The sequence below is a fragment of the Paraburkholderia sp. BL6669N2 genome (assembly GCF_003387275.1).
Lineage (GTDB): Bacteria > Pseudomonadota > Gammaproteobacteria > Burkholderiales > Burkholderiaceae > Paraburkholderia.
In genome coordinates this window covers 1,430,524-1,449,477 of sequence record NZ_QUNA01000001.1, presented here as the reverse complement: position 1 = coordinate 1,449,477, position 18,954 = coordinate 1,430,524, and the positions used below count along the sequence as shown (strand labels likewise).

Here is an 18,954-nt window from a genome sequence, read left to right as displayed (position 1 = left end):
GGCCGGCAGGCCATTGAATTGAATATCAGGAGCATCCCGTGCCCCAATCCGCAGACCACATTCTCGATCAGGAACTCCTGTTCCGTGAGCCCGAGTACCAGAAAATTTTCCGCGCGAAAAAGGAACACTTCGAGTTCAACCATTCAGACGAGCAGGTCAAGCAGATCGTCGAGTGGACCAAGAGCGAAGACTACCGGCAAAAGAACTTTGCACGCGACTCGCTCACCATCAATCCGGCCAAGGCCTGCCAGCCGCTCGGCGCAGTGTACGTGGCCAACGGTTTTCACAAGACGCTCAGTTTTGTGCATGGCTCGCAGGGCTGTGTAGCGTTTTACCGCTCGCACTTCTCGCGTCACTTCAAGGAGCCGACCTCGTGCGTCAGCTCGTCGATGACCGAGGACGCGGCGGTGTTCGGCGGCATGAACAACATGATCGACGGCCTCGCAAATGCGTACAACCTGTACAAGCCCGACATGATCGCGGTCTCCACGACCTGCATGGCGGAAGTGATCGGCGATGACCTCGACGCGCTCATCAAGAGCAGCAAGCAGAAGGGCAGCGTGCCGGAAGACTACGACGTGCCGTTCGCGCATACGCCGGCCTTCGTCGGTAGCCACGTGACCGGCTACGACAACGCGCTCCTCGGTATCCTCAAACACTTCTGGGACGGCAAGGCCGGCACAGCGACGCCGCTTGAGCGCGTGCCCGACGACAGCGTCAACTTCATCGGCGGCTTCGACGGCTACGTGGTCGGCAACATGAAGGAGATCCGCCGCATCTTCGATCTGTTCGGCGTGACGGTGAACATCATCTGCGACCCTTCCGAAACGTGGAATACGCCGACCGACGGCGAGTTCCGGATGTACGAAGGCGGCACGACCAAGGAGGAGGTCGAGCGCGCGTTGAACGCGAAGGCGACCTTCGTGTTCCAGGAATACTGCTGCGAGAAAACCAGCAAGTTCATTGGCGAGCATGGCCAGGAAGTCGTGGTGCTGAACTCACCGGTTGGCGTCGCGGGCACCGATCAGTTCCTGATGGAAATCTCGCGCGTGACCGGCAAGCCGATTCCGGCGCAACTGGAGAAGGAGCGAGGCCAGCTCGTCGATGCGATGGCCGACAGCCAGGCTCACCTGCACGGCAAGCGCTTTGCGCTCTTCGGCGACCCGGACCAGATGCTGGGCTACACGCAGTTCCTGCTGGAACTCGGCGCCGAGCCGGCTCACGTGCTGGCGACCAACGGCAACGAAACCTGGGCTGCGAAGGTGCAGGCGCTGTTCGACGCGTCGCCCTACGGCGCCGGCTGCAAGGTGTATCCGAAACGCGATCTGTGGCACATGCGCTCACTGCTGTTTACCGAGCCGGTGGATTTCCTGATCGGCAACACCTACGGCAAATATCTCGAGCGCGATACCAAAACGCCGCTGATACGCATGGTGTTCCCGATCTTCGATCGCCACCATTACCATCGCTTCCCGACCTGGGGCTATGAAGGTGGGTTGCGGGTGCTGGTCACGCTGCTGGACGAGTTCTTCGAAGCGCTCGACGCCAACACGATCGACGTGGCGAAGACCGACTACAGCTACGACATCATTCGCTGACGAGGAGAGCGCGGCCATGGCAGACACAGCAGATGCATCGGGCGCGGCAGATGCAGTTCTGGTCAAGATGACGCAGGACGGCCGTAACGTCGAGGTCATCAGCGGCCAGGTTTGCCTGGCCGGCGTGGGCGAGGCCGACCACCTCGTCCCGCTGCTCGAACACCCGAACCGGCAGATGATCGCCCAAGTGCTGCCCGGGGCCCCGCGCATGTGGCCGGCCGGTTGCCATTGACGCACGAGGAGATTGCGATTGCACAGGGTGCGATGTCGGCGGCTCCGTGGCAGTTCGACGCGAGCCCGGCGGGTATCGCGCCGCGGTTACCTCGCGCGGTGTGGGCGAAGATTGCGGCGGAGGATGTCGAGTAGCGGGGCACCGCTGAAAACGAAATTGCTGCGCTGTGTGTAGCTAGCCTGCGTGACGAAACCTCAGCGAGGGAGAGGGGCATGATCTATGTAGTCGCGCAGTCTGACTCAGTGCCGCTGCGTGCTTGGTTCGCCTACGACGACTTTGAGCGCGAGGTGGCGGCGTCCGACCCGTTGAGCCTCGCGGAGATCAATGACGAGGTAACGCCGCGCGAACTGCTCGCGCTGGTCGACGACGTTTCCGATGCGAACGGACGGGCAGAGTACCTGTCGATCTGTGCGGTGGGACTACGCGAAAGCTCCACGGATGCGCCACGCGCTGACTGCTTACCTGGCGGTTCGCGAACCCTTGGGGCCGGATGCGTTGCTGGAGGCGCGCGCGAATGCGATCGCACGGTTCCTGCTCCGTACGGAACGGCAAGGCAGGCAGTGAGCGTGTGTTGTGGTTCTCTGTGTCGCGAACCGTCTGTCGCAGACCGTTCAAACCCGCCATTGCGATGCGCGCGAGCGACTGCTTCAGCGCCAATTGGCACATTTTCAAGACGTTTTCCGGTGGTATGGAACTTGCCACTAGAGAAACGTCCATCCATCAGGAGCACGTCATGTCTGCTTCGCTCAATGCCCAAATCGCCGAAGTTTTCGACGAGCCGGGTTGCGACAAGAATCAAGGCAAGAGCGAGAAGGAACGCAAAAGGGGCTGCACGAAGCAGCTTTCGCCGGGTTCGGCCGCAGGCGGGTGCGCGTTCGACGGCGCGAAGATCGCTTTGCAGCCGGTGGTGGACGTCGCACACCTCGTGCACGGGCCGATTGCCTGTGAAGGTAACTCGTGGGACAACCGGCACGCCGCTTCGTCCGGTTCGCAACTCTATCGCACCGGCTTCACCACCGATATTAACGAACTCGACGTGGTGTACGGCGGCGAGAAGCGCCTGTTCAGGAGCGTGCGCGAAATCATCGAGAAATACGATCCGCCCGCAGTGTTCGTCTACCAGACCTGCGTCACTGCGCTGATCGGCGACGACATCGAGGCAGTCTGCAAGCGCGCCACCGAACAATTTGGCAAGCCGGTGATTCCGGTCATTTCCCCCGGTTTCGCCGGGCCGAAGAATCTGGGCAACAAGCTTGGCGGCGAGGCGATCCTCAACTATGTGATCGGCACGCGCGAGCCCGAGTACACGACGCCGTATGACATCAACGTCATTGGCGAATACAACCTGTCGGGCGAACTCTGGCAGACCAAGCCGCTGCTCGACGCGCTGGGCATCCGTATCCTCTCGTGCATCTCCGGCGACGGGCGCTACGACGAGATCGCAAGTTCGCATCGCGCCAAGGTCAACATGATGGTCTGCTCGAAGTCGATGATCAACATCGCGACAAAGATGCAGCGGCGCTACGGCATCCCTTACTTCGAGGGCTCGTTCTATGGGATCGGCGACATGAGCGACACGCTGCGCCATATCGCCAGCCTGCTCGTGCAGCAGGGCGCGCCGGACGATCTGCTCGAGCGGACCGAGCGCCTGATCGCCGCCGAGGAAGCGCGCGCGTGGGAGCGCATCGCGCACTACAAAGCGCGCCTTACCGGCAAGCGGGTATTGCTCATCACAGGTGGCGTGAAGTCTTGGTCGGTGGTTTCCGCGCTGCAGGAAGCAGGGCTCGAAATCGTCGGCACCAGCGTCAAGAAGAGCACTAAGGAAGACAAGGACAAGATCAAGGAGATCATGGGTGACGACGCCCACATGATCGACGGTATGACGCCGCGCGAGATGTACGCGATGCTCAGGGACGCGCGGGCCGACATCATGCTGTCGGGTGGCCGCTCACAGTTCGTCGCACTGAAGGCCCGCATACCGTGGCTCGACATCAATCAGGAACGCCACCACCCTTATGGCGGCTACGAAGGGATCGTCGAGCTGGTGCATGAGATCGACCGCGCGATCTACAACCCGGTGTGGCAACAGGTGCGGATCCCTGCTCCGTGGGGCGACGACGGGGGAGCGCTGGGTGTGGTCCAAGCGCAAGCCGCGCGCCCGCTGTCGAGCGCCGCGCACCGGGGAGCGCTCGGTGTGGTCCAAGCGCAAGCCACGCGCCCGCCGTCGAGCGCCCCGGGGTGGGGGCGATGAGCCTCGAACCCGGTATACCGACCTGACGCCCCGAACTCGAGAACATGCCATGGCCGATGTCGTCGAATCTATGAAAGCCTGTGCGGTCAATCCGCTCAAGATGAGCCAGCCGCTGGGCGCGAGCCTCGCGTTCCTTGGGCTCGATGCCTGCATGCCCGTGATGCACGGCTCGCAGGGCTGCACGTCGTTCGGCCTCGTGCTGCTGGTGCGCCACTTCAGGGAGGCGATCCCGCTGCAGACGACAGCCATGGACGAAGTCACCGCGGTGCTCGGCGGCTACGAGAACATCGAGGCCGCGCTGCTCAACATCCTCAAGCGCGCTGCGCCGAAGGTCATCGCTATCTGTTCAACAGGTCTGACCGAGACCGAGGGCGACGACGTGGACGGCTATCTCGTTACCGTGCGCAAGCGCAAGCCCGAACTCAACGACACTGAGATCGTCTATGTGTCGACCCCCGACTATGTCGGCGCATTCGAAGACGGCTACCGGCATGCGATTACCGGCATCGTCAACGCGCTGGTCAAGGCGTTGCCAACGGTGGCCAATCAGGTGACGCTGCTGCCCGGGAGCCATCTGTCGCCTGGCGACATCGACGAACTGCGCGAGATCATCGAAGCGTTCGGCTTCGATGTCATTGTGCTGCCCGACATTTCCGGCTCGCTCGACGGCCATATCGCGCCGGACTGGCGCGGCACCACACTGGGCGGTACCACGCTCGCGGAGATCCGGGCCGCGGGTGCATCGGCATTTACGATCGGCGTGGGCGAGCAGACGCGCGACGGCGCGGAGGCATTGCATGCTATCGCCGGCACACCGTTCGAAGTGTTCGGGCGGCTCACCGGACTGGAACCCAACGATCGTCTGCTGCAATTGCTCGCGCAGCGCTCCGGACGACCCGTTCCCGCGAAATACCGGCGTCAGCGCAGCCAATTGCTCGATGCGATGCTAGACGGCCATTTCTACACTGGAGGCATCAAGATCGCGATCGGCGCAGAGCCCGATCTGCTGTTCGCGGTCGGCAGCATGCTGCATGAGATGGGCGCGCAGTTGCACTGCTGCATCAGCACGACGCGATCGCCCGCGCACGCGCTGCTGCCCGCTGATCAGGTCGTGATCGGCGATCTCGAAGACATGGAGCGCGCCGCGGCGGACTGCGACCTGCTAATCACCCATTCGCACGGCAGGCGGATGGCCGAGCACCTGCAAAAGCCGCTCTTGCGGATCGGTTTTCCGGTCTTTGACCGGGTTGGAAATGCACATCGACGCTACGTCGGCTACCGCGGCACGATGAACCTGATCTTTGAGATCGCCAACCTGATGATCGAGCAGATTCCGCATCATGATCCGGGCGACTGGCCGCTGCCGCAGGCCGCTATCGATCTGGCCGCGCGCGACCCGGCGCGAAAAGCGAACATTCCTGTCGTCGCGGCCGGTGCTTGACCCACCTAAAGGAGCACACAGCATGAAGATCGCGTTCGCCACCCAGGACAGGCAGTTCGTTGATGCGCATTTTGGCTGGGCGAGGAGCATCGTCACCTACAACGTCACACCGGATGGCTACCAGTTCGTCGAGGCGTTCGACTTTGGTGGCAAGCTCGAAGAGGACGGCGACGAGGACAAGCTCGCGCCCAAGCTCGAAGCCGTCAAGGATTGCGCGATCCTGTACGTCGCCGCAATCGGCGGCTCGGCCGCGGCGCGAGTGGTTGCGCTGAAGATTCACCCGATCAAGGTGCCGCGGCCCGAGTCCATCGAGGAGATTCTCGGCAAGTTGCAACAGGTGCTGAAGGGCACGCCGCCGCCGTGGCTGCGCAAGGCGCTGGCGAAGGATGGCGAACGTGTATACGACTTTGAAGACGATGAGGTATCCCATGACTGAATCATCCGCAATTCCGTCCAGGGCCAGCGACGAAATGCTGCTGGTCGCACCGTTCGTGCAGCAGCTCGTCAGGCAGTTGCGCGCGCAGGACACCCACGGCGTGTGGGACGGAAAGACCGACCTGCAACTGCTCAAGCCGTACATCCACACGCCGGAGGAACGCCGCGCGATTCCGATCATGGGCGACCCCGACCCCGAAACGCTGTGGCGGCTCGAGCTTTTCTATAGCGCGATTGCGGTGGCGATCGAGCGTGAGACCGGTCAAATGGTGTCGCCGATGATGAAGATGAGCCACGAAGGCTTCGGCCGCATGGTGTTGCTCGCGGGGCGGCTCGTTGTCGTCAACAAGCAGTTGCGCGACGTACACCGGTTCGGCTTCGCTTCGCTGGAGAAGCTCGCCGAGGCGGGCGCAAAGCTTCTCGACGAAGCGGTTGAGGTGATCCGGATGTACCCCGCGGTCGCACAGTACGGCGCCTGAAGGAATCGTGAGGGGACCGAGACGATGAGCACCGATGCCGATGAACTCAAGGCGCACCTGAAGAAACTCAACGCGCAAGCGACCCGGGCGAAGTTGGACCTGCACGACCTCTCAGAGGAACTCCCGACCAACTGGGAGAACATTCTCGCTGTCGCCCAGCGCTGCCATGACGCCCACGCCGCGCTGATGGCAGCCCGCAAGGCTGCCGCTGCGGCAGCGGCCTGAACCAGCGAAGCCACGGAACTACATCATGAGCGATACCTTCAGCGTTACGCTGCCGAGCGGCGCCACCTGGACGCCGACCTTCGTCGACAGGCTCGACGAAGAAAAATGCATTGGTTGCGGACGTTGTTTCCGTGTCTGTCCGCGTGGCGTACTGCAACTCGTCGGGCTTAACGAGGACGGCGCGCACATCGCACTGGACGGCGACGACGAAGACGACGACGAGTACGAGAAGAAGGTGATGACTATCGTGCATCGGGACCTGTGCGTCGGCTGCACCGCGTGCGCGAAGATCTGCCCGAAAAAGTGTTACACGCACGCGGCGGCCGTTCTCTCTGAGCGATGACGTGATGAACGCCTATACAACCCTGATGGCGTGCGCGGTGGATGCGGGCGATCCCACCGTGCTGGCACTGGCCGGCGTGCTGTCGAGCGGGTTCGAGCACCACGGCGTCGATGTGCTGCCGATGCGCGGACTGGACGCCGACCAGACGCGCGCGATGCTCGCGCGCTGGTTCCCGGGTGCCGGGCCGGCGCTCGGTCTTAGGTGTGCGTTGTCGCCCGCCACGATGCCGCGTGACGACGAACTCGAAGATCTGGTGACGTTGCTCAATCACTATGCCGATCCGCGCGCCGGCCCGGCAGACGAGGCGAACTGCGTCGCCCATGCCTTGGCCTGTGCGAGCCTCGGACAAAACCACCTTTGGCAAGACCTGCTTCTGCCGTCGCGGCGCGTGCTGTCCGCGTTGATTAGCCACTGGTTTCCGCGGCTGGCCGCGAAGAATACGCATGACATGAAGTGGAAGAAGTTCTTCTACAAGCAACTGTGCGAGCGCGAGGGCCTGTTCCGCTGCAAGGCGCCGAGTTGTGGCGTCTGTTCGGACCATGCGCTTTGTTTTGGAGCGGAGTAGGCAAAAATGCCCGGCTCGGGCCCCCGTTGAGCAGGTGCGTCGCCGGTCCGCTTTGCCAGGCTTCTTCGGTAGATTCACAGTGAGAAGGCGCGGGACGTGCGTGAGCATGCTCATCGTTATGGATTCAGGCATTCAACCGAGCAATCGAACCACAAACCTTACACATCTATGGATTTGTTCCGATCTGCTGCGTCCCCGGGGCCCCGCGCTCGCTGTACACCGTGCACCCGGGCTTGCCGTCTGTCGCTGCAATGCCCCGTTGCGGAGTCGCAGCAGCAAGGGCCGCGCGCCCGGGCATTGCCGCCCGCCTGCGTGCCCGCGCTGCTGCAACCGCCGCACCCGTTACTCGCGATCTGCGACGAAGCGCGGTTGCGCGATCTGACGCTGTACCATTTGCAGCGGCTCAGGCTTATGCCGCTGTTTGCACGCGTCGGTCACCGCTTCGATTGTGTCGCGTCGCGGGTGGCCAACTTCGTGGTCGAGCCCTGCGGCGTGCTGCTGTATTGCGGCGAGCGGCATGCGCATCTGCAGGCGGACTCCGGGCCGCCGTTGCTGCTTGACGAAGAGGGCCGAGAACCATGGCTGGTTCAACTTTGGCACGCGTTCGACGACGTGGGTTTCCCGCCCGCGCTGCGCGCCGAGTTCCGGGGCGGGGCGGAGGCGCTGTCCGAGCATCGGCTGGCGCCGCACGCTCGTCATGCCGGCCGGACGCGCTACACATACGACACGGTGCGTAGCTGGTTTCTTACCCCGGCAGCGGGCGAACGGCTTGCGGGCCATGCCACGAGGCGCTCGCCATGAGACCCATGCCGCCTGCCGTTGCCGTACCGGTGCGATCCGAAGAGCAGCGCGTCATGAATCAGAACCGTGGCACATGCCTTCCCGACAGCAGTGCGAGCCTGTCGCTGGAGCGCGCGCGGGCACATGTCGCGAGCCTGCAGCACGAGTTGTTCGCGGTTGAGCAGGCGCTGCTCGACGACCGCGCATTGACGCGCGCATTGAGCGGGCGTCGATGGGTTTATGTGGGCGGGCGGCCAAGCATCAACGCCGTGCTGCGTGCGCTGGTGGATGCGGCGGGAGGCGAGTTCGTTCATCACACCGGGACCATCGACGACGATGGCCGTGCCGAAGGCTTCGAGGCTTTGCTGTCAGGCGCCTACCGGGTGCTGTGCCCATTGGATCTGATCGACCCGGACTCGCTGGTCGCGCTGCGGCGGTTGTGCGTGCGTCACCGCACGCCGTGGTCCGCCTTGCGTTCGTCGAGCGTGACGAGCTTCATTGCGGGCGTGTTGCGGGCTCAGCCTGCCCAGCCGCGCGGCGTGGTCGCAGCGTCGCGCGGCTGCCTGAGGCACGGCTGACGTCGTCATGACTTTAAATGCCGCGAGATGTGGGCGCAAAACTTGCCTTTGACGTGGTCTTTCCACAAGAGGGCCTGTCATGTCGAATTCCGCATAACGCTACGGCCTTCTCCTCAACGTCGAGAACCCCGACGGCGACGCGCGCGATGCGCTGACGCAAGCGGTGCGTAACGCGCCGGCCGCCCGAACGTTCGGCTACCACGAGGTGTGGCTCGCCGAGCATAACTACAGGTCGTACGCGAACAGCAGCGCGCCGGCGCTGCTGTTCGCCCACATCGCGGCTCGTTTCCGTTGCCATATCGGGCTGCGGAGATATTGTCGGCGCATGAGTCGCGTGCGCGGATGCACGAAGCGTTCGCGTTGATACGACATGGTGTTTTCCCACTCATTCGTACTGGCCATAGCAGATTAAGACATGAGGCGTCGACGTAACAGCGCCACTGACAGGAAGAACGGCAACACCGTGCAAATGCAGAGAGCGCCAATATGCAGGGCAACATAGCTCACCGGGCGTCCGAGCATCGGGGGACGGATAAGGTCGACGGAATGTGCCAGCGGTAAGAAGCGCGCTACGTCACAAAAAACGGCAGGTAGCTTACTGATCGGGAAGATCACGCCGCTCAGGAGCACCATGGGCGTGAGAACGAGCGTTTGATAGAACACGAAGTAATCGTGACTGGGTGCAAGCGCCGCGAGGATCATCGCCAGACTCGCGAAGGCGAGGCCAGTCAGGGCGATGGCAGGCGATGCGTAGAGAATGGATGACCACGCTGCATAACCCAGCATGGTGGCTACCACCATGACGGCAATGCCGGCAAAAAAAGCCCTGGTGGCGGCCCATGCCAGTTCACCGAGAACGATATCGCCGAGCGTGAGCTGTGTACAGAGGATCGCTTCCCACATGCGCTGAACATGCATGCGAGAGAAAGCTGCGTAAATCGTTTCGAAGGTCGCGGCGGTCATTGCGCTCGTCGCGACCATACCCGCCGCGAGAAACGCGATATAAGATGCGCCATCGACGCGACCTACCATTATCCCGAAACCAAAGCCGAGGCCGAACAGATAAATCATAGGATCGGCAAGATTACCGAGAATCGAGGCAAACGCGACTTTTTTCCATGCCAGATAGTTGTGGCGCCACACTGCAACCCAGTTCCACAGGTTCGCGGGCAGGGCCGCTGCATAAAACTCTCTCATCGTTCACTCCTTCATCCCGCGCCCGGTTAGCTGCAAAAAGGCATCCTCGAGATTTGCTGGACGCTGTAAAAGGCGCAGCGCCGTGCGCCCGCGCAACTCTATGCACACCCGTTCCGGATCGGACACATAGCAGAAGAGGGTCTCACCACTGACCTCGATGCGCTGCGCGTGCGGCGCGATCAACGTGCGCAGCTCATGCGGATTGCCTCCGTGGATCTCGATCACGTGGCTCCCGATCTGTTCTGCGATCAGCGCGCGAGGCCCGCCTTCGGCGATCTTTCGACCCTCCGCCAGCACACACAGTCGGTCGCACAACCGCTCGGCCTCTTCCATGAAATGGGTGGTCAAGAGGATCGTGGTGCCGCGCGCCAGCAGGGAACGCAGCCGTTCCCAGATCAGGTGGCGAGCATGCGGGTCGAGACCCGTTGTTGGCTCGTCCATGACCAACAACTGTGGATCGTTGATCAGCGCGCGAGCCAGCATTAGCCGCCGCTTCATGCCGCCGGATAGCTCGGTGACGCGCGCATTGACCTTGCTTTCCAGGCGGGCGAATTCGAGCAGCGATGGCACGACCGCTTCAATTTCACGTGTGCTCATGCCAAAGTAGCGGCCAAACACCAGAAGGTTCTCGCGCACGGTGAACCCGGGCTCGAGGTTGTCGAATTGCGGCACTACGCCAATGCGCATACGTGCCGAGCGAGCGCGAGCCGGCACTGGCTCCCCGAGCACGATGATCTTGCCTGCGTCGGGCGGCGCCATGCCGAGAACCATACGCACCGTCGTGCTCTTGCCCGCGCCATTTGGCCCTAGCAGGCCGAAGCACTCTCCAGGCGCGACGCTGAACGATAATCCGTCGACTACGATCTTGTTGCCATATGACTTCCTTACGCTAGCGAAGCTGATTGCTGCCTTGGACATGGGGATAAGAAGGAAAATTACGCGCTCGTCTTGGAGAAAAAGGAAGCCGTTCTGCTGCCGCGGCCCGATTGAAAACGCCCTGTCCGATAGAAGATCCTTACCTGCTGCGGAATAGTTACTCACAATGGAGTACCAAGACTCCGGTGAATGCACTCGCGTTGGGAAGGCGCCAATTGAGCCATTGCGTGAGACGATCGCACTCGAGCGGGCCGCTGCCGATGGTACGCGGTTCTGGGTTGGCGCAAGGGTCGAGGTCCTATATGTACGATTAACTAATTGCCATCGAATGCTTCGTCAGACGTTGCTAACGTTGAGGACTCACACCCGTGATCCGGTCGACGGTGCGGAGTCGCAACTCTTGACGCTGAAGTCATGTTCGGCTTCGTAACCGGATCCGGAGTATCGGGCTGTTTTTCTCGAACGTTCGATACGTTGCCTGAAGAGCCACGGGACAGCCAATCGCTATTGCTCAATGTGCACAGCGCATAGGCTTTCAGCGGGAGCAAGAGAAAGAGGTTAATGGGTGTGTGAAGAGAAAAGCCAAGAAATCGAATCTGGCGAGCGCGAACCGATGCCACGCTACAGCGGATCATCGTCAATGATGCGATTATCAGGGCAGTCCACCACGGCACTGTCGCTGTCAATGCGAGCTGCGCGAGCGCCGCTAGAAGCGATAAGGCGAGAAATAGCGATCCCACATTCAGTCCGATTACGTCCAGCGTAAGATAGCGATCGAGACAGGGCAGCAGGCGCAGCGAAAGCAACGTGTCCCGATACGTGCTGCGCGCCCAGCGCAGTTGTTGGCGCAGATACGCCCCCAGTCTGTCCGGAACGACTGTCGCCGCAATGGCGTCCGGAACGTACTCGGTCCGGTAACCTGCCGTCAGCATGAGAATCGTGAGATGGCGGTCCTCGCCGAAGTCGCTCGGTTTCCCGCGAAAAAACTGCGTCTCGTACTGGTCTAATAGCAAAAGAAGCACGGACCGTCGGTACATGGTACACGGACCGCAGCAACACATAACAGCGCCGAAGCGAGCCTGTGCCGCGCGTTCTTCGTTGCAAGCCAACCAGTACTCCATATCGATCAGGCGGGTCAGCCAAGTGTCGCTCCGGTTGCTGGCCGTCAACTGCCCCATGGCGGCGCCTATCGTCGTGTCTCGCATTGTCAATACGAGCTTCTTGACGACATCGGGCGCCAGCGTCGTGTCCGAGTCGACGTTGAGTACCAGTTCCCCGGATGAAGAGCGTATCGCGGCGATCTGTGCCTTGCGCTTTCCCATATTTTGGGGAAGCGTAATGAAGTTGAATCTCGGGTCGCGCGCGTGCGCATCGTATACCGGCCTCACGGCGTCGAGATTGCCAGAGCCGTCGTCGACCACATAGACCCGCAGTTTTCCGGCGTAGTCCTGGTTTGCAATGGACTCCAGGCACGCCGAGAGCGTGCCCGGTTGCTCGTTAAAGCACGGCACGATGACGTCAACGTCCGGCAGAAAGTTAGAGTCGGCGGCATTGGGAGACTTCGCCGGACCACTCGTCGGTAGGCCATGGAGGGCCTGTGCGCTTTTGTAAACCGTCGAGAGTAGTGCATACAACAAAATCGGGGCAGTGCTGATTGTGGCAATAGCATTCATAGATGTCGGTTTGTTCAGTGTGGTTGGGGTAGCGAGCTGATTACAAATCCGCACTCATGCAGTGCTGGAATCAGGCGGGAAAGCGCCATGAGGGTCTGGTCGCGCAGCCCAGCATGACCGCACCGTCCTGACTCGCCGGGAGGACATCCGTCGTGCAAGAACACAATTGCACCAAGCCGGACAGAGGCCAACTCCGCCTTCCGCTTCAGCGATCGCTTCGTCCGTCCATGTTCCGTAAGGGGCATGCAAATGCCGAACTGTGCCCGGGGACACGCCATCCGGATGAGTCATCGTGCGATTGGCAATCTCGTGTCCCTCAGCGATCATTCGCTGGATCAGTTCCGGCTGGTCCTCCACGTACGCGCCGATGACGTAGAACGTTGGTGGCACCCGGTGTTCTGCCGGCACATCGAGGACGTCCGGTGTGCAAGGTGGAATAGGACCATCGTCAAACGTCAAGAGGACGTCGCGACGTCCGGCGCGATCGTGGCACTCGCCGCGCGCCTCGGATATGCAATCGAGGACCTTCACAGATCTGGCACGTTTCGCTCAATTATCGCGCCAGTGGGCCGCTCCACGTCGATCGTCCCGTCCAGAAGGCCTCGACGGGCACGGTTTCGCTAAACTTAGCTGGCGTGTCGAGAGATACATCCAAAGGTGTGGGCATCATGGAGATATGCCTAAATCGGTCGTACTGCTTAGGTTTATAAATATCAAGTATTCGATCAATGACTTCGATTTCCATTTCCGCAACGACGGGTCTCACTGTGCAACAGAAAGGTCGATTTGTAAAATTGATTGTGTTGATGCTTTGCATCTATAACGTGGATACGTTGACAAATGCGTTTTTAAATAAGCAGGTGAAGTGGGGGACAGATTTTGCCAAACCCAAATGATCGTTGGGCGCGTATGCAGTTCGAGATGCTCCGAATTGGTCGTTGGCTTAACTTGCGCTTTTACTTGCATCGCGGGTCGAGCTTTGCCCGCAAACGCTTGATTCTTTTTTAGATATGATGGCCTTCAGGGAAACGCGGCGAGGGGTTCATCCGATAATCGGACGACCTTCACTGAGCGGCGGAGACAGTCATGGACAAGGTCAAGCTTTACGTCGGACTCGACGTGCACGTGCGACCTGAAAGTCGCTTGAGTTTCTGTTTCACTGGAGAAGGTATGAGCTGATGAAACCGGTTGTTCCATCAACCGTTCCCTACCTGGACATGCTGAGCCGGTAACAGCTTGGTGTGAAGCTCTGGGGACAACATAGCCGCCGGGTAACCGGTCCGCCGAACCGCGAGGGGAAGCGGAGTCTGCCAGCACGAAGGCGGATAGGAGCAAGGGATGAGCGGGTACGACCAACGTATGTGAACTTCTGATAAACGTCGTCACGAGTAACAAGCCAAACGTGCTGACAGGCTTGAACCAAACGGTACGCGGTGTGGAGTGGCCCTCGTGAACTGGGCCACCATGGACAACAAGCCGCCGGCGAATAGGAAGGGTCCGCCCAGCTCGGAAACTCATGCGGAACAGGGTAAGCCCATCGCGGCGCCGGCGACGGCAGGCGGACCGCAAGGAACGCTGTTGGTGCGGTGGGTAGAGGATCGTGGAGAAAGCGAACGCCCGGCTGTAATGGACGGGATACGGGCTGAAACATCGCCCGACGCGAAAGCGGGCTGACTTCCGCGTGGTCATTCATGGCGAGAGAACTTGATTAATCGTTATACGAGGGGAAGCAGATGACGGCAACTGGGGGCACTGCGCAAGCAGGGGCAATCGGGGCTGGTGCACCCTCGCGCCCCACCGAGATGTGGCTTCAGGCTGATTGGCCTCGCATTAAGGATGAGGTGAAGCGACTCCAGGTGCGTATCGCCAAGGCAACCAAGGAAGGCAGATGGGGCAAGGTCAAAGCCTTGCAGCGTCTGCTGACCCGCTCGCACAGCGGCAAGATGCTAGCCGTGAAGCGAGTGACTGAGAATCGCGGCAAGAGAACGCGGGTATCGATGGCAAGCTCTGGTCGACCCCGGCGGCCAGATGGAAAGGGATGGAAGCGATGCAACACCACGGCTATCGTGCGTTGCCGCTTCGTCGCGTCTACATCCCAAAGAGCAATGGCAAGAAGCGTCCGCTCGGAATTCCCCGCATGCTGTGCAGAGCAATGCAGGCACTATGGAAGCTCGCTCTGGAACCCGTCGCGGAGACCCTGGCAGATGCCAATTCCTACGGCTTTCGGCCCGAACGCTCGACCGCCGACGCCATCGAACAGTGCTTCAACGTTCTGGCCAAGCGTATCAGATTGCACAGCGAACCGGGCGCGCTTCGGCGTGAGTTCCGAGCGCCTGGCCGACCAGGCCGAACTGTTTGATGCTCCTACGGATATCCCGGTGCCGCCTGTGCCCGACGTGGTACCTGTGGCGGGCCACACTTGCAAACGGCGTCCTGCTTTGCCGAGGACTTGCCCCGCACATGCATCGAATAGGATCTTAGCGATGAACAGAAGATGGCGTTCGATACGCTCGAACGGATCGGCGAAGAGCGCAGCGAGACACTGCATTACAAGCCGTCCAGGCTCACTGTCATTGAGCACATCCGCTTCAAATACGTGGCGAAGAAGGATGGCGAGTCGACCATCGTGACAGCAAGCGCGCAGCGCTCGCCGCTCGCCAAGAGTAATGCCAGCGCGAGCCTGCTCGCCAATGTGCTGGTCAACACCTATGTCGATCATCTGCCGTTGAATCGCCAGGAAATGCGCTACGCACGCCGTGGCGTGTACTTGCCACGCGCCACACTGTGCGAATGGAAGGTGGCATTGGCCTTTTGCTCTCGGTACTGTTGCCCGGGTTGCGCGCCCATCAGTTGAAGGCGCCGCGAATGCACATAGACGACACGACGCTGCCTTTGCTTGAGCGAGGCCGCCCATCAACGCGTACAGCGCGATTATGGGGCTACCTTGGCGCGGGACAGCGCAAGGAGAACGGTGTCTGGGTCAACCACCCGCCGGCGGTCGTGTTCGAGTTCGCGGAGTCCCGGGCCGGCGCACATCCGCTGCTGCACCTGAATAAATACATGGCTATCTGCAAGTCGAGCTTATAGCGGCCACGGCGCGCTTTACGAGCGGAGGCGATATCGATCGACATCGAATGCTGGGCTCATTGTCGCCGACGGTTCTTCGAGATTGCCAAGGGTCAGAAAGACCCGGGGCTCGCGACGCAAGCCCTACAGTGGATCGCCAGGCTGTATGCGATTGACTCTCGGGTTAAAGACCAAACGCAGGACATCAAACATGCGGCCCGGCAAACTGAAGCGTTGCCCGTGCTCGTGCAGTTTCGTCGATGGCTAGACGCAAACAGAATTGGTTTGCCCCCGCAGGCGCCGCTCGCGAAGGCCTTCGGATATACGTTACGGCATTGGGAGGCGCTGATCCGATATACGGAGAACGGGGTCCTGTTGCCAGACGACAATGCGCTTGAGCGCCAGATCAGGCCCATTGCGATGGGGCGTTCATTGTGCACCTCCTTCCGAAACCTCGATAAATATTGGGAGTTGTCCTTCAACGTCGTTGCGACACGGGCGATGTTTGCCCATTAACGCCGCTGCAACAGCTTCGCTATGTAAGTCGCTTGTGCGAATTTGCCATGGGGCGTCGGGCATCACCTGCTCGGCAGGAAGAACCCGGTCCGTAATCAAGCGGCGGATCGCATGATTGGTTACACCGAGCAGTTTCGCCGCTTCGGACATCGTCACCCAATCGCCATCCTTAGTCGCCGACTTGTAGGCGTGGATGTCGCGCACATGCCGTACGGATCTAACCCGATGCGCGGTCCAGGTCTTGCCTTGACCCGTCCGAACTCCCATCCGGTTCAGCGACGCTGCGATGTCCTGATCAGACCACCGGCATACCATGCTGCGGATAATTGCGAGCGCTTCGTCCGATGTGCTGCAGCCGTGTTCGCCAGTCTTGGGCTTGCGGATGCGCAACTGTGAATGCTGACCGCCTTGCCAGTGAATCGTTAGAATAACTTCACGCGTCGTCTCATCCACGTCCGCAACAATATCGACGATCAGCGCCCGAACTAGTTGCTGGCGCATGCGCATCGTGACACCCGGCGCATTCCAGGCAGCGTCGAGGTCCTCGGCAAGCTTGGTGAAGTCAGGAGCAGGGCGAGTTGGCATTGGTGTACGTGCCGTCTCCAGGCGTGCCAGGCAGCCCTGTACACGACGCAACGCCGCTTCCCAATTCTTCTCTAACTGCGCGGCAATCAGACGGTTGTCAGGGTCGCAGGCGGCGTAGCGTCGCTCTGCCAGCGTGGCTTCGTACTGAGCCTGCTGAAGGTCGAGTTCAATGATCCGCCACTGCTCACTCAGGGTGTCCATGTGCATTTACTCGGCCTGCAAGGCCGCCTCGATTGCCATTGGCTCCACGACACGCATCAGCTCCTTTGCGATCGCGGCGTCTATGCGAGAGCCGCCGAAGCTCATGCACTTCGGTGGCAGGTCAAATCGATAGCAGCGGTAGACGGGTCGCGGGGTGCGTCCAGTATAGGCCACCGACAAGCGGCGTCCGCAGCGCGCGCATCCAAGCAGACTGGCCAGCAAGGCCTGCCCACCACGTCCCGATTTTACGTCGCCAGCCTTGCCGTAGGCGTTGGCGGCGAGCAGCTTCTGGTTGCGCTCGAATTCTGCCCAGTCAATGTAGCCTTCGTGATGCTCCTTGAGCAGAACCTCCCACTCCACGAATGGCTTGGGGTGCTTGTAGCTCTTGTGTGCCCGGCCTTCAACGATGGTCGTCTGCTTCGCGCTCTTACCATAAGCATAGACTCCCGCATAGAACGGATTCTTGAGCACTGAGATCACGTTGCGATAACGTATTAGCGTCCAGTCGAAGTGCGTCAGGGTCGTGCGATCGGTCGGACGCGGGAAGTGGATCTGTTCGGCCCGTAGCGACAGAAAGGCTTGCCGCGCGCTACCCGGTTCGCGAAAACGGGTAAAGATCAGGCGTATCACTTCCTGCAGTCGCTGGTTCGGATCGAGACCCAGACCGACATCACGATGCCAGAGGTAGCCAATTGGCACGCTGATACGTAATTCACCGCGCTGAGCCTTTGCACGTGCGGCATCCAGCATACGCGTTCGAAGCACATTGAGCTCGAACTCACTGATGCTCCCCTTCATGCCGAGCAATAGCCGGTCGTTCGGCCGGCAGGGATCGTAGACGCCATCAAGGTCGATGACCCTCGCCTCGACGAGACCACACAGTTCGAGCAGATGGTGCCAGTCACGCCCGTTACGGGCAAGACGTGATGCGTCCAGGCAAAGGACAGCTCCGATTTCACCGGCACAGAGCAATGCCACCAGGCGCTCAAAGCCGGGCCGCGCCACCGCCCCGCTCGCCGATCGGCCCATATCATCGTCGATCACCTCGATATCGCGAAACCCGCGACGCTTTGCCTCGTCAACGAGTTCGTACTGGCGACGCTTGCTCTCGAGGTTCATCTGGACCTGAGCCTGCGTCGACTGCCGAACATATACTACCGCCTTGCGCTTGAGAAGATGCGCCGGAAGACGATCAGCGTTCGTCATCGTCACACTCCTTCCCGGTGACGCCGGCCGCTTGTATCAGCAGGCTTGCAAGATTCGTGATTGCCCTTGCGCGCTGCGCCGCGGTCATTCCCTGAAGCTCGGCGTTGTCGAACCTCATGCTCATCTGGCGCGGCGTCACCACTGGCGATTGCGTTCGTGCTGGAACGCCCTTTGGCAGCTTGTCCATTGCGTTTCTCCCGGACGACGTTGGAACCGTCCGGCGAGTTTGCTCGCAAGCGCCGATCAACAAGCAGCCGATGCAGCTCGCATAACACCGCCACGGTGACCCTTGGCTCGCCGAACTCCATGGCTGAACACAGGGCGCGATCCAGCATCCACGCCGCCACTACCTTGACTAAGCCAGCGTCGGCTTCGACATGCACCACGCCGCCGCTGCGTTGCTCGACGTCTCGAACCTTGACGCGGCGACCATACAGAGGATGCCAACGATAATGGACTTCGACTTCTTGCCCGATATGGGCAGAATGACCGCGAACTTGCTCTCGGAAGGTCGAACTGTTTGTTCGCGGGGTCTCCACGAGGTGCTCTTGCAGCCGAAACGATGTACTCACTCATCGGAACGGCTCGCCTGAACGGTATAGAACCCTACGTGTGGCTTGAGCGGACGCTTGAGCAATTGCCGTCGTATCCAGTCAATCGCGTGCACGAACTGTTGCCGCTCGCCCGTTAAAACCCATCCAACCCTT

Annotated in this window: 19 protein-coding genes and 3 pseudogenes; 15 read left to right on the top strand and 7 right to left on the bottom strand. The window is 60.9% G+C overall.

What is annotated here, in order from left to right:
- Nucleotides 1-38 precede the first annotated feature (38 nt).
- The 11 genes and pseudogenes from nifK (at nucleotide 39) to B0G80_RS06540 (ending at nucleotide 8,927) form a co-directional block, all read left to right on the top strand.
- Nucleotides 39-1,598, top strand: a complete 1,560-nt coding sequence (nifK, locus tag B0G80_RS06595) for a nitrogenase molybdenum-iron protein subunit beta (RefSeq protein WP_116117446.1) — start codon at nucleotides 39-41, stop codon at nucleotides 1,596-1,598.
- 16 nt (nucleotides 1,599-1,614) lie between these two features.
- Nucleotides 1,615-1,964, top strand: a pseudogene (locus B0G80_RS06590) (hypothetical protein).
- Nucleotides 1,965-2,563: 599 nt separating this feature from the next.
- Nucleotides 2,564-4,081 (top strand): nitrogenase iron-molybdenum cofactor biosynthesis protein NifE, encoded by a 1,518-nt coding sequence (nifE, locus tag B0G80_RS06580; protein ID WP_258878841.1) that lies wholly within the window; start codon nucleotides 2,564-2,566, stop codon nucleotides 4,079-4,081.
- A gap of 49 nt (nucleotides 4,082-4,130) precedes the next feature.
- Nucleotides 4,131-5,522, top strand: a complete 1,392-nt coding sequence (gene nifN, locus B0G80_RS06575) for a nitrogenase iron-molybdenum cofactor biosynthesis protein NifN (protein ID WP_116117445.1) — start codon at nucleotides 4,131-4,133, stop codon at nucleotides 5,520-5,522.
- A 22-nt stretch (nucleotides 5,523-5,544) separates the two neighbouring features.
- Nucleotides 5,545-5,958: a nitrogen fixation protein NifX gene (gene nifX / locus B0G80_RS06570; RefSeq protein ID WP_105512104.1), complete on the top strand. Its 414-nt coding sequence runs from the start codon at nucleotides 5,545-5,547 to the stop codon at nucleotides 5,956-5,958.
- Entirely contained in the window at nucleotides 5,951-6,436 is a 486-nt protein-coding gene (locus B0G80_RS06565; RefSeq protein ID WP_116117444.1) for a NifX-associated nitrogen fixation protein, read from the top strand. The genes nifX and B0G80_RS06565 overlap by 8 nt, the downstream gene beginning before the upstream one ends.
- A gap of 24 nt (nucleotides 6,437-6,460) precedes the next feature.
- Nucleotides 6,461-6,661: a CCE_0567 family metalloprotein gene (locus B0G80_RS06560; RefSeq protein WP_105512102.1), complete on the top strand. Its 201-nt coding sequence runs from the start codon at nucleotides 6,461-6,463 to the stop codon at nucleotides 6,659-6,661.
- 25 nt (nucleotides 6,662-6,686) lie between these two features.
- Entirely contained in the window at nucleotides 6,687-7,004 is a 318-nt protein-coding gene (gene fdxB, locus B0G80_RS06555; protein WP_116117443.1) for a ferredoxin III, nif-specific, read from the top strand.
- A gap of 4 nt (nucleotides 7,005-7,008) precedes the next feature.
- On the top strand, nucleotides 7,009-7,569 hold the full coding sequence (locus B0G80_RS06550; protein WP_116119547.1) for a nitrogen fixation protein NifQ: 561 nt from the start codon (nucleotides 7,009-7,011) through the stop codon (nucleotides 7,567-7,569).
- A 312-nt stretch (nucleotides 7,570-7,881) separates the two neighbouring features.
- Nucleotides 7,882-8,370, top strand: a complete 489-nt coding sequence (locus tag B0G80_RS06545; RefSeq protein WP_309568739.1) for a hypothetical protein — start codon at nucleotides 7,882-7,884, stop codon at nucleotides 8,368-8,370.
- A gap of 53 nt (nucleotides 8,371-8,423) precedes the next feature.
- Nucleotides 8,424-8,927 (top strand): DUF2325 domain-containing protein, encoded by a 504-nt coding sequence (locus B0G80_RS06540; RefSeq protein WP_258878840.1) that lies wholly within the window; start codon nucleotides 8,424-8,426, stop codon nucleotides 8,925-8,927.
- Between the two features lie 408 nt (nucleotides 8,928-9,335).
- Here B0G80_RS06540 and B0G80_RS06535 read toward each other — a convergent pair whose 3' ends face one another.
- The 4 genes from B0G80_RS06535 to B0G80_RS06520 form a co-directional block, all read right to left on the bottom strand.
- Nucleotides 9,336-10,124 carry an ABC transporter permease gene (locus B0G80_RS06535; RefSeq protein WP_116117441.1) on the bottom strand — a complete coding sequence of 263 codons (789 nt, stop codon included), beginning with the start codon at nucleotides 10,122-10,124 and terminating at the stop codon, nucleotides 9,336-9,338.
- Nucleotides 10,125-10,127: 3 nt separating this feature from the next.
- Nucleotides 10,128-11,042: a nodulation factor ABC transporter ATP-binding protein NodI gene (nodI, locus tag B0G80_RS06530; RefSeq protein WP_116117440.1), complete on the bottom strand. Its 915-nt coding sequence runs from the start codon at nucleotides 11,040-11,042 to the stop codon at nucleotides 10,128-10,130.
- A 272-nt stretch (nucleotides 11,043-11,314) separates the two neighbouring features.
- Entirely contained in the window at nucleotides 11,315-12,673 is a 1,359-nt protein-coding gene (gene nodC / locus B0G80_RS06525; RefSeq protein WP_116117439.1) for a chitooligosaccharide synthase NodC, read from the bottom strand.
- A gap of 54 nt (nucleotides 12,674-12,727) precedes the next feature.
- Nucleotides 12,728-13,204 carry a polysaccharide deacetylase family protein gene (locus B0G80_RS06520; RefSeq protein ID WP_258878839.1) on the bottom strand — a complete coding sequence of 159 codons (477 nt, stop codon included), beginning with the start codon at nucleotides 13,202-13,204 and terminating at the stop codon, nucleotides 12,728-12,730.
- A 1,202-nt stretch (nucleotides 13,205-14,406) separates the two neighbouring features.
- Between B0G80_RS06520 and B0G80_RS47980 the strand changes: the two are divergent.
- The 3 genes and pseudogenes from B0G80_RS47980 to tnpC form a co-directional block, all read left to right on the top strand.
- A pseudogene (locus B0G80_RS47980) lies at nucleotides 14,407-14,601 on the top strand (reverse transcriptase N-terminal domain-containing protein); the annotation flags it as partial.
- A gap of 110 nt (nucleotides 14,602-14,711) precedes the next feature.
- A complete protein-coding gene (locus tag B0G80_RS47975; RefSeq protein WP_408967695.1) occupies nucleotides 14,712-15,032 on the top strand; it encodes a reverse transcriptase domain-containing protein in 321 nt (106 codons plus the stop codon).
- A 135-nt stretch (nucleotides 15,033-15,167) separates the two neighbouring features.
- Nucleotides 15,168-16,255, top strand: a pseudogene (tnpC, locus tag B0G80_RS46690) (IS66 family transposase).
- Here tnpC and B0G80_RS46355 read toward each other — a convergent pair.
- The 3 genes from B0G80_RS46355 to B0G80_RS06490 are packed head-to-tail and all read right to left on the bottom strand — an operon-like array spanning nucleotide 16,169 to nucleotide 18,434.
- Entirely contained in the window at nucleotides 16,169-17,041 is an 873-nt protein-coding gene (locus B0G80_RS46355) for a helix-turn-helix domain-containing protein (protein ID WP_258878838.1), read from the bottom strand. The pseudogene tnpC and the gene B0G80_RS46355 sit on opposite strands and share 87 nt — an antisense overlap.
- Nucleotides 17,042-17,047: 6 nt before the next feature.
- The gene (locus tag B0G80_RS46685) at nucleotides 17,048-18,247 is read right to left on the bottom strand and encodes a recombinase family protein (RefSeq protein ID WP_258878837.1); all 1,200 of its coding nucleotides are present in this window, start codon (nucleotides 18,245-18,247) and stop codon (nucleotides 17,048-17,050) included.
- Nucleotides 18,234-18,434 carry a hypothetical protein gene (locus B0G80_RS06490; RefSeq protein ID WP_116117435.1) on the bottom strand — a complete coding sequence of 67 codons (201 nt, stop codon included), beginning with the start codon at nucleotides 18,432-18,434 and terminating at the stop codon, nucleotides 18,234-18,236. Before B0G80_RS06490 ends, B0G80_RS46685 begins: the two co-directional genes overlap by 14 nt.
- Before the next feature lie 375 nt (nucleotides 18,435-18,809).
- Here B0G80_RS06490 and B0G80_RS06485 point away from each other — a divergent pair, with 375 nt between their 5' ends.
- Nucleotides 18,810-18,938 (top strand): transposase domain-containing protein, encoded by a 129-nt coding sequence (locus tag B0G80_RS06485; protein WP_116117434.1) that lies wholly within the window; start codon nucleotides 18,810-18,812, stop codon nucleotides 18,936-18,938.
- Nucleotides 18,939-18,954 lie beyond the last annotated feature (16 nt).

Coding starts and splice junctions, on each gene's coding strand:
- nifE (WP_258878841.1), top strand. CDS start 2,564: ATGTCTGCTTCGCTCAATGCCCAAATCGCCGAAGTTTTCGACGAGCCG.
- nifN (WP_116117445.1), top strand. CDS start 4,131: ATGGCCGATGTCGTCGAATCTATGAAAGCCTGTGCGGTCAATCCGCTC.
- nifX (WP_105512104.1), top strand. CDS start 5,545: ATGAAGATCGCGTTCGCCACCCAGGACAGGCAGTTCGTTGATGCGCAT.
- B0G80_RS06565 (WP_116117444.1), top strand. CDS start 5,951: ATGACTGAATCATCCGCAATTCCGTCCAGGGCCAGCGACGAAATGCTG.
- B0G80_RS06560 (WP_105512102.1), top strand. CDS start 6,461: ATGAGCACCGATGCCGATGAACTCAAGGCGCACCTGAAGAAACTCAAC.
- fdxB (WP_116117443.1), top strand. CDS start 6,687: ATGAGCGATACCTTCAGCGTTACGCTGCCGAGCGGCGCCACCTGGACG.
- B0G80_RS06550 (WP_116119547.1), top strand. CDS start 7,009: ATGAACGCCTATACAACCCTGATGGCGTGCGCGGTGGATGCGGGCGAT.
- B0G80_RS06540 (WP_258878840.1), top strand. CDS start 8,424: ATGAATCAGAACCGTGGCACATGCCTTCCCGACAGCAGTGCGAGCCTG.
- B0G80_RS06535 (WP_116117441.1), bottom strand. CDS start 10,124: ATGAGAGAGTTTTATGCAGCGGCCCTGCCCGCGAACCTGTGGAACTGG.
- nodI (WP_116117440.1), bottom strand. CDS start 11,042: ATGTCCAAGGCAGCAATCAGCTTCGCTAGCGTAAGGAAGTCATATGGC.
- nodC (WP_116117439.1), bottom strand. CDS start 12,673: ATGAATGCTATTGCCACAATCAGCACTGCCCCGATTTTGTTGTATGCA.
- B0G80_RS47975 (WP_408967695.1), top strand. CDS start 14,712: ATGGAAGCGATGCAACACCACGGCTATCGTGCGTTGCCGCTTCGTCGC.
- B0G80_RS46355 (WP_258878838.1), bottom strand. CDS start 17,041: ATGGACACCCTGAGTGAGCAGTGGCGGATCATTGAACTCGACCTTCAG.
- B0G80_RS46685 (WP_258878837.1), bottom strand. CDS start 18,247: ATGACGAACGCTGATCGTCTTCCGGCGCATCTTCTCAAGCGCAAGGCG.
- B0G80_RS06490 (WP_116117435.1), bottom strand. CDS start 18,434: ATGGACAAGCTGCCAAAGGGCGTTCCAGCACGAACGCAATCGCCAGTG.
- B0G80_RS06485 (WP_116117434.1), top strand. CDS start 18,810: ATGTACTCACTCATCGGAACGGCTCGCCTGAACGGTATAGAACCCTAC.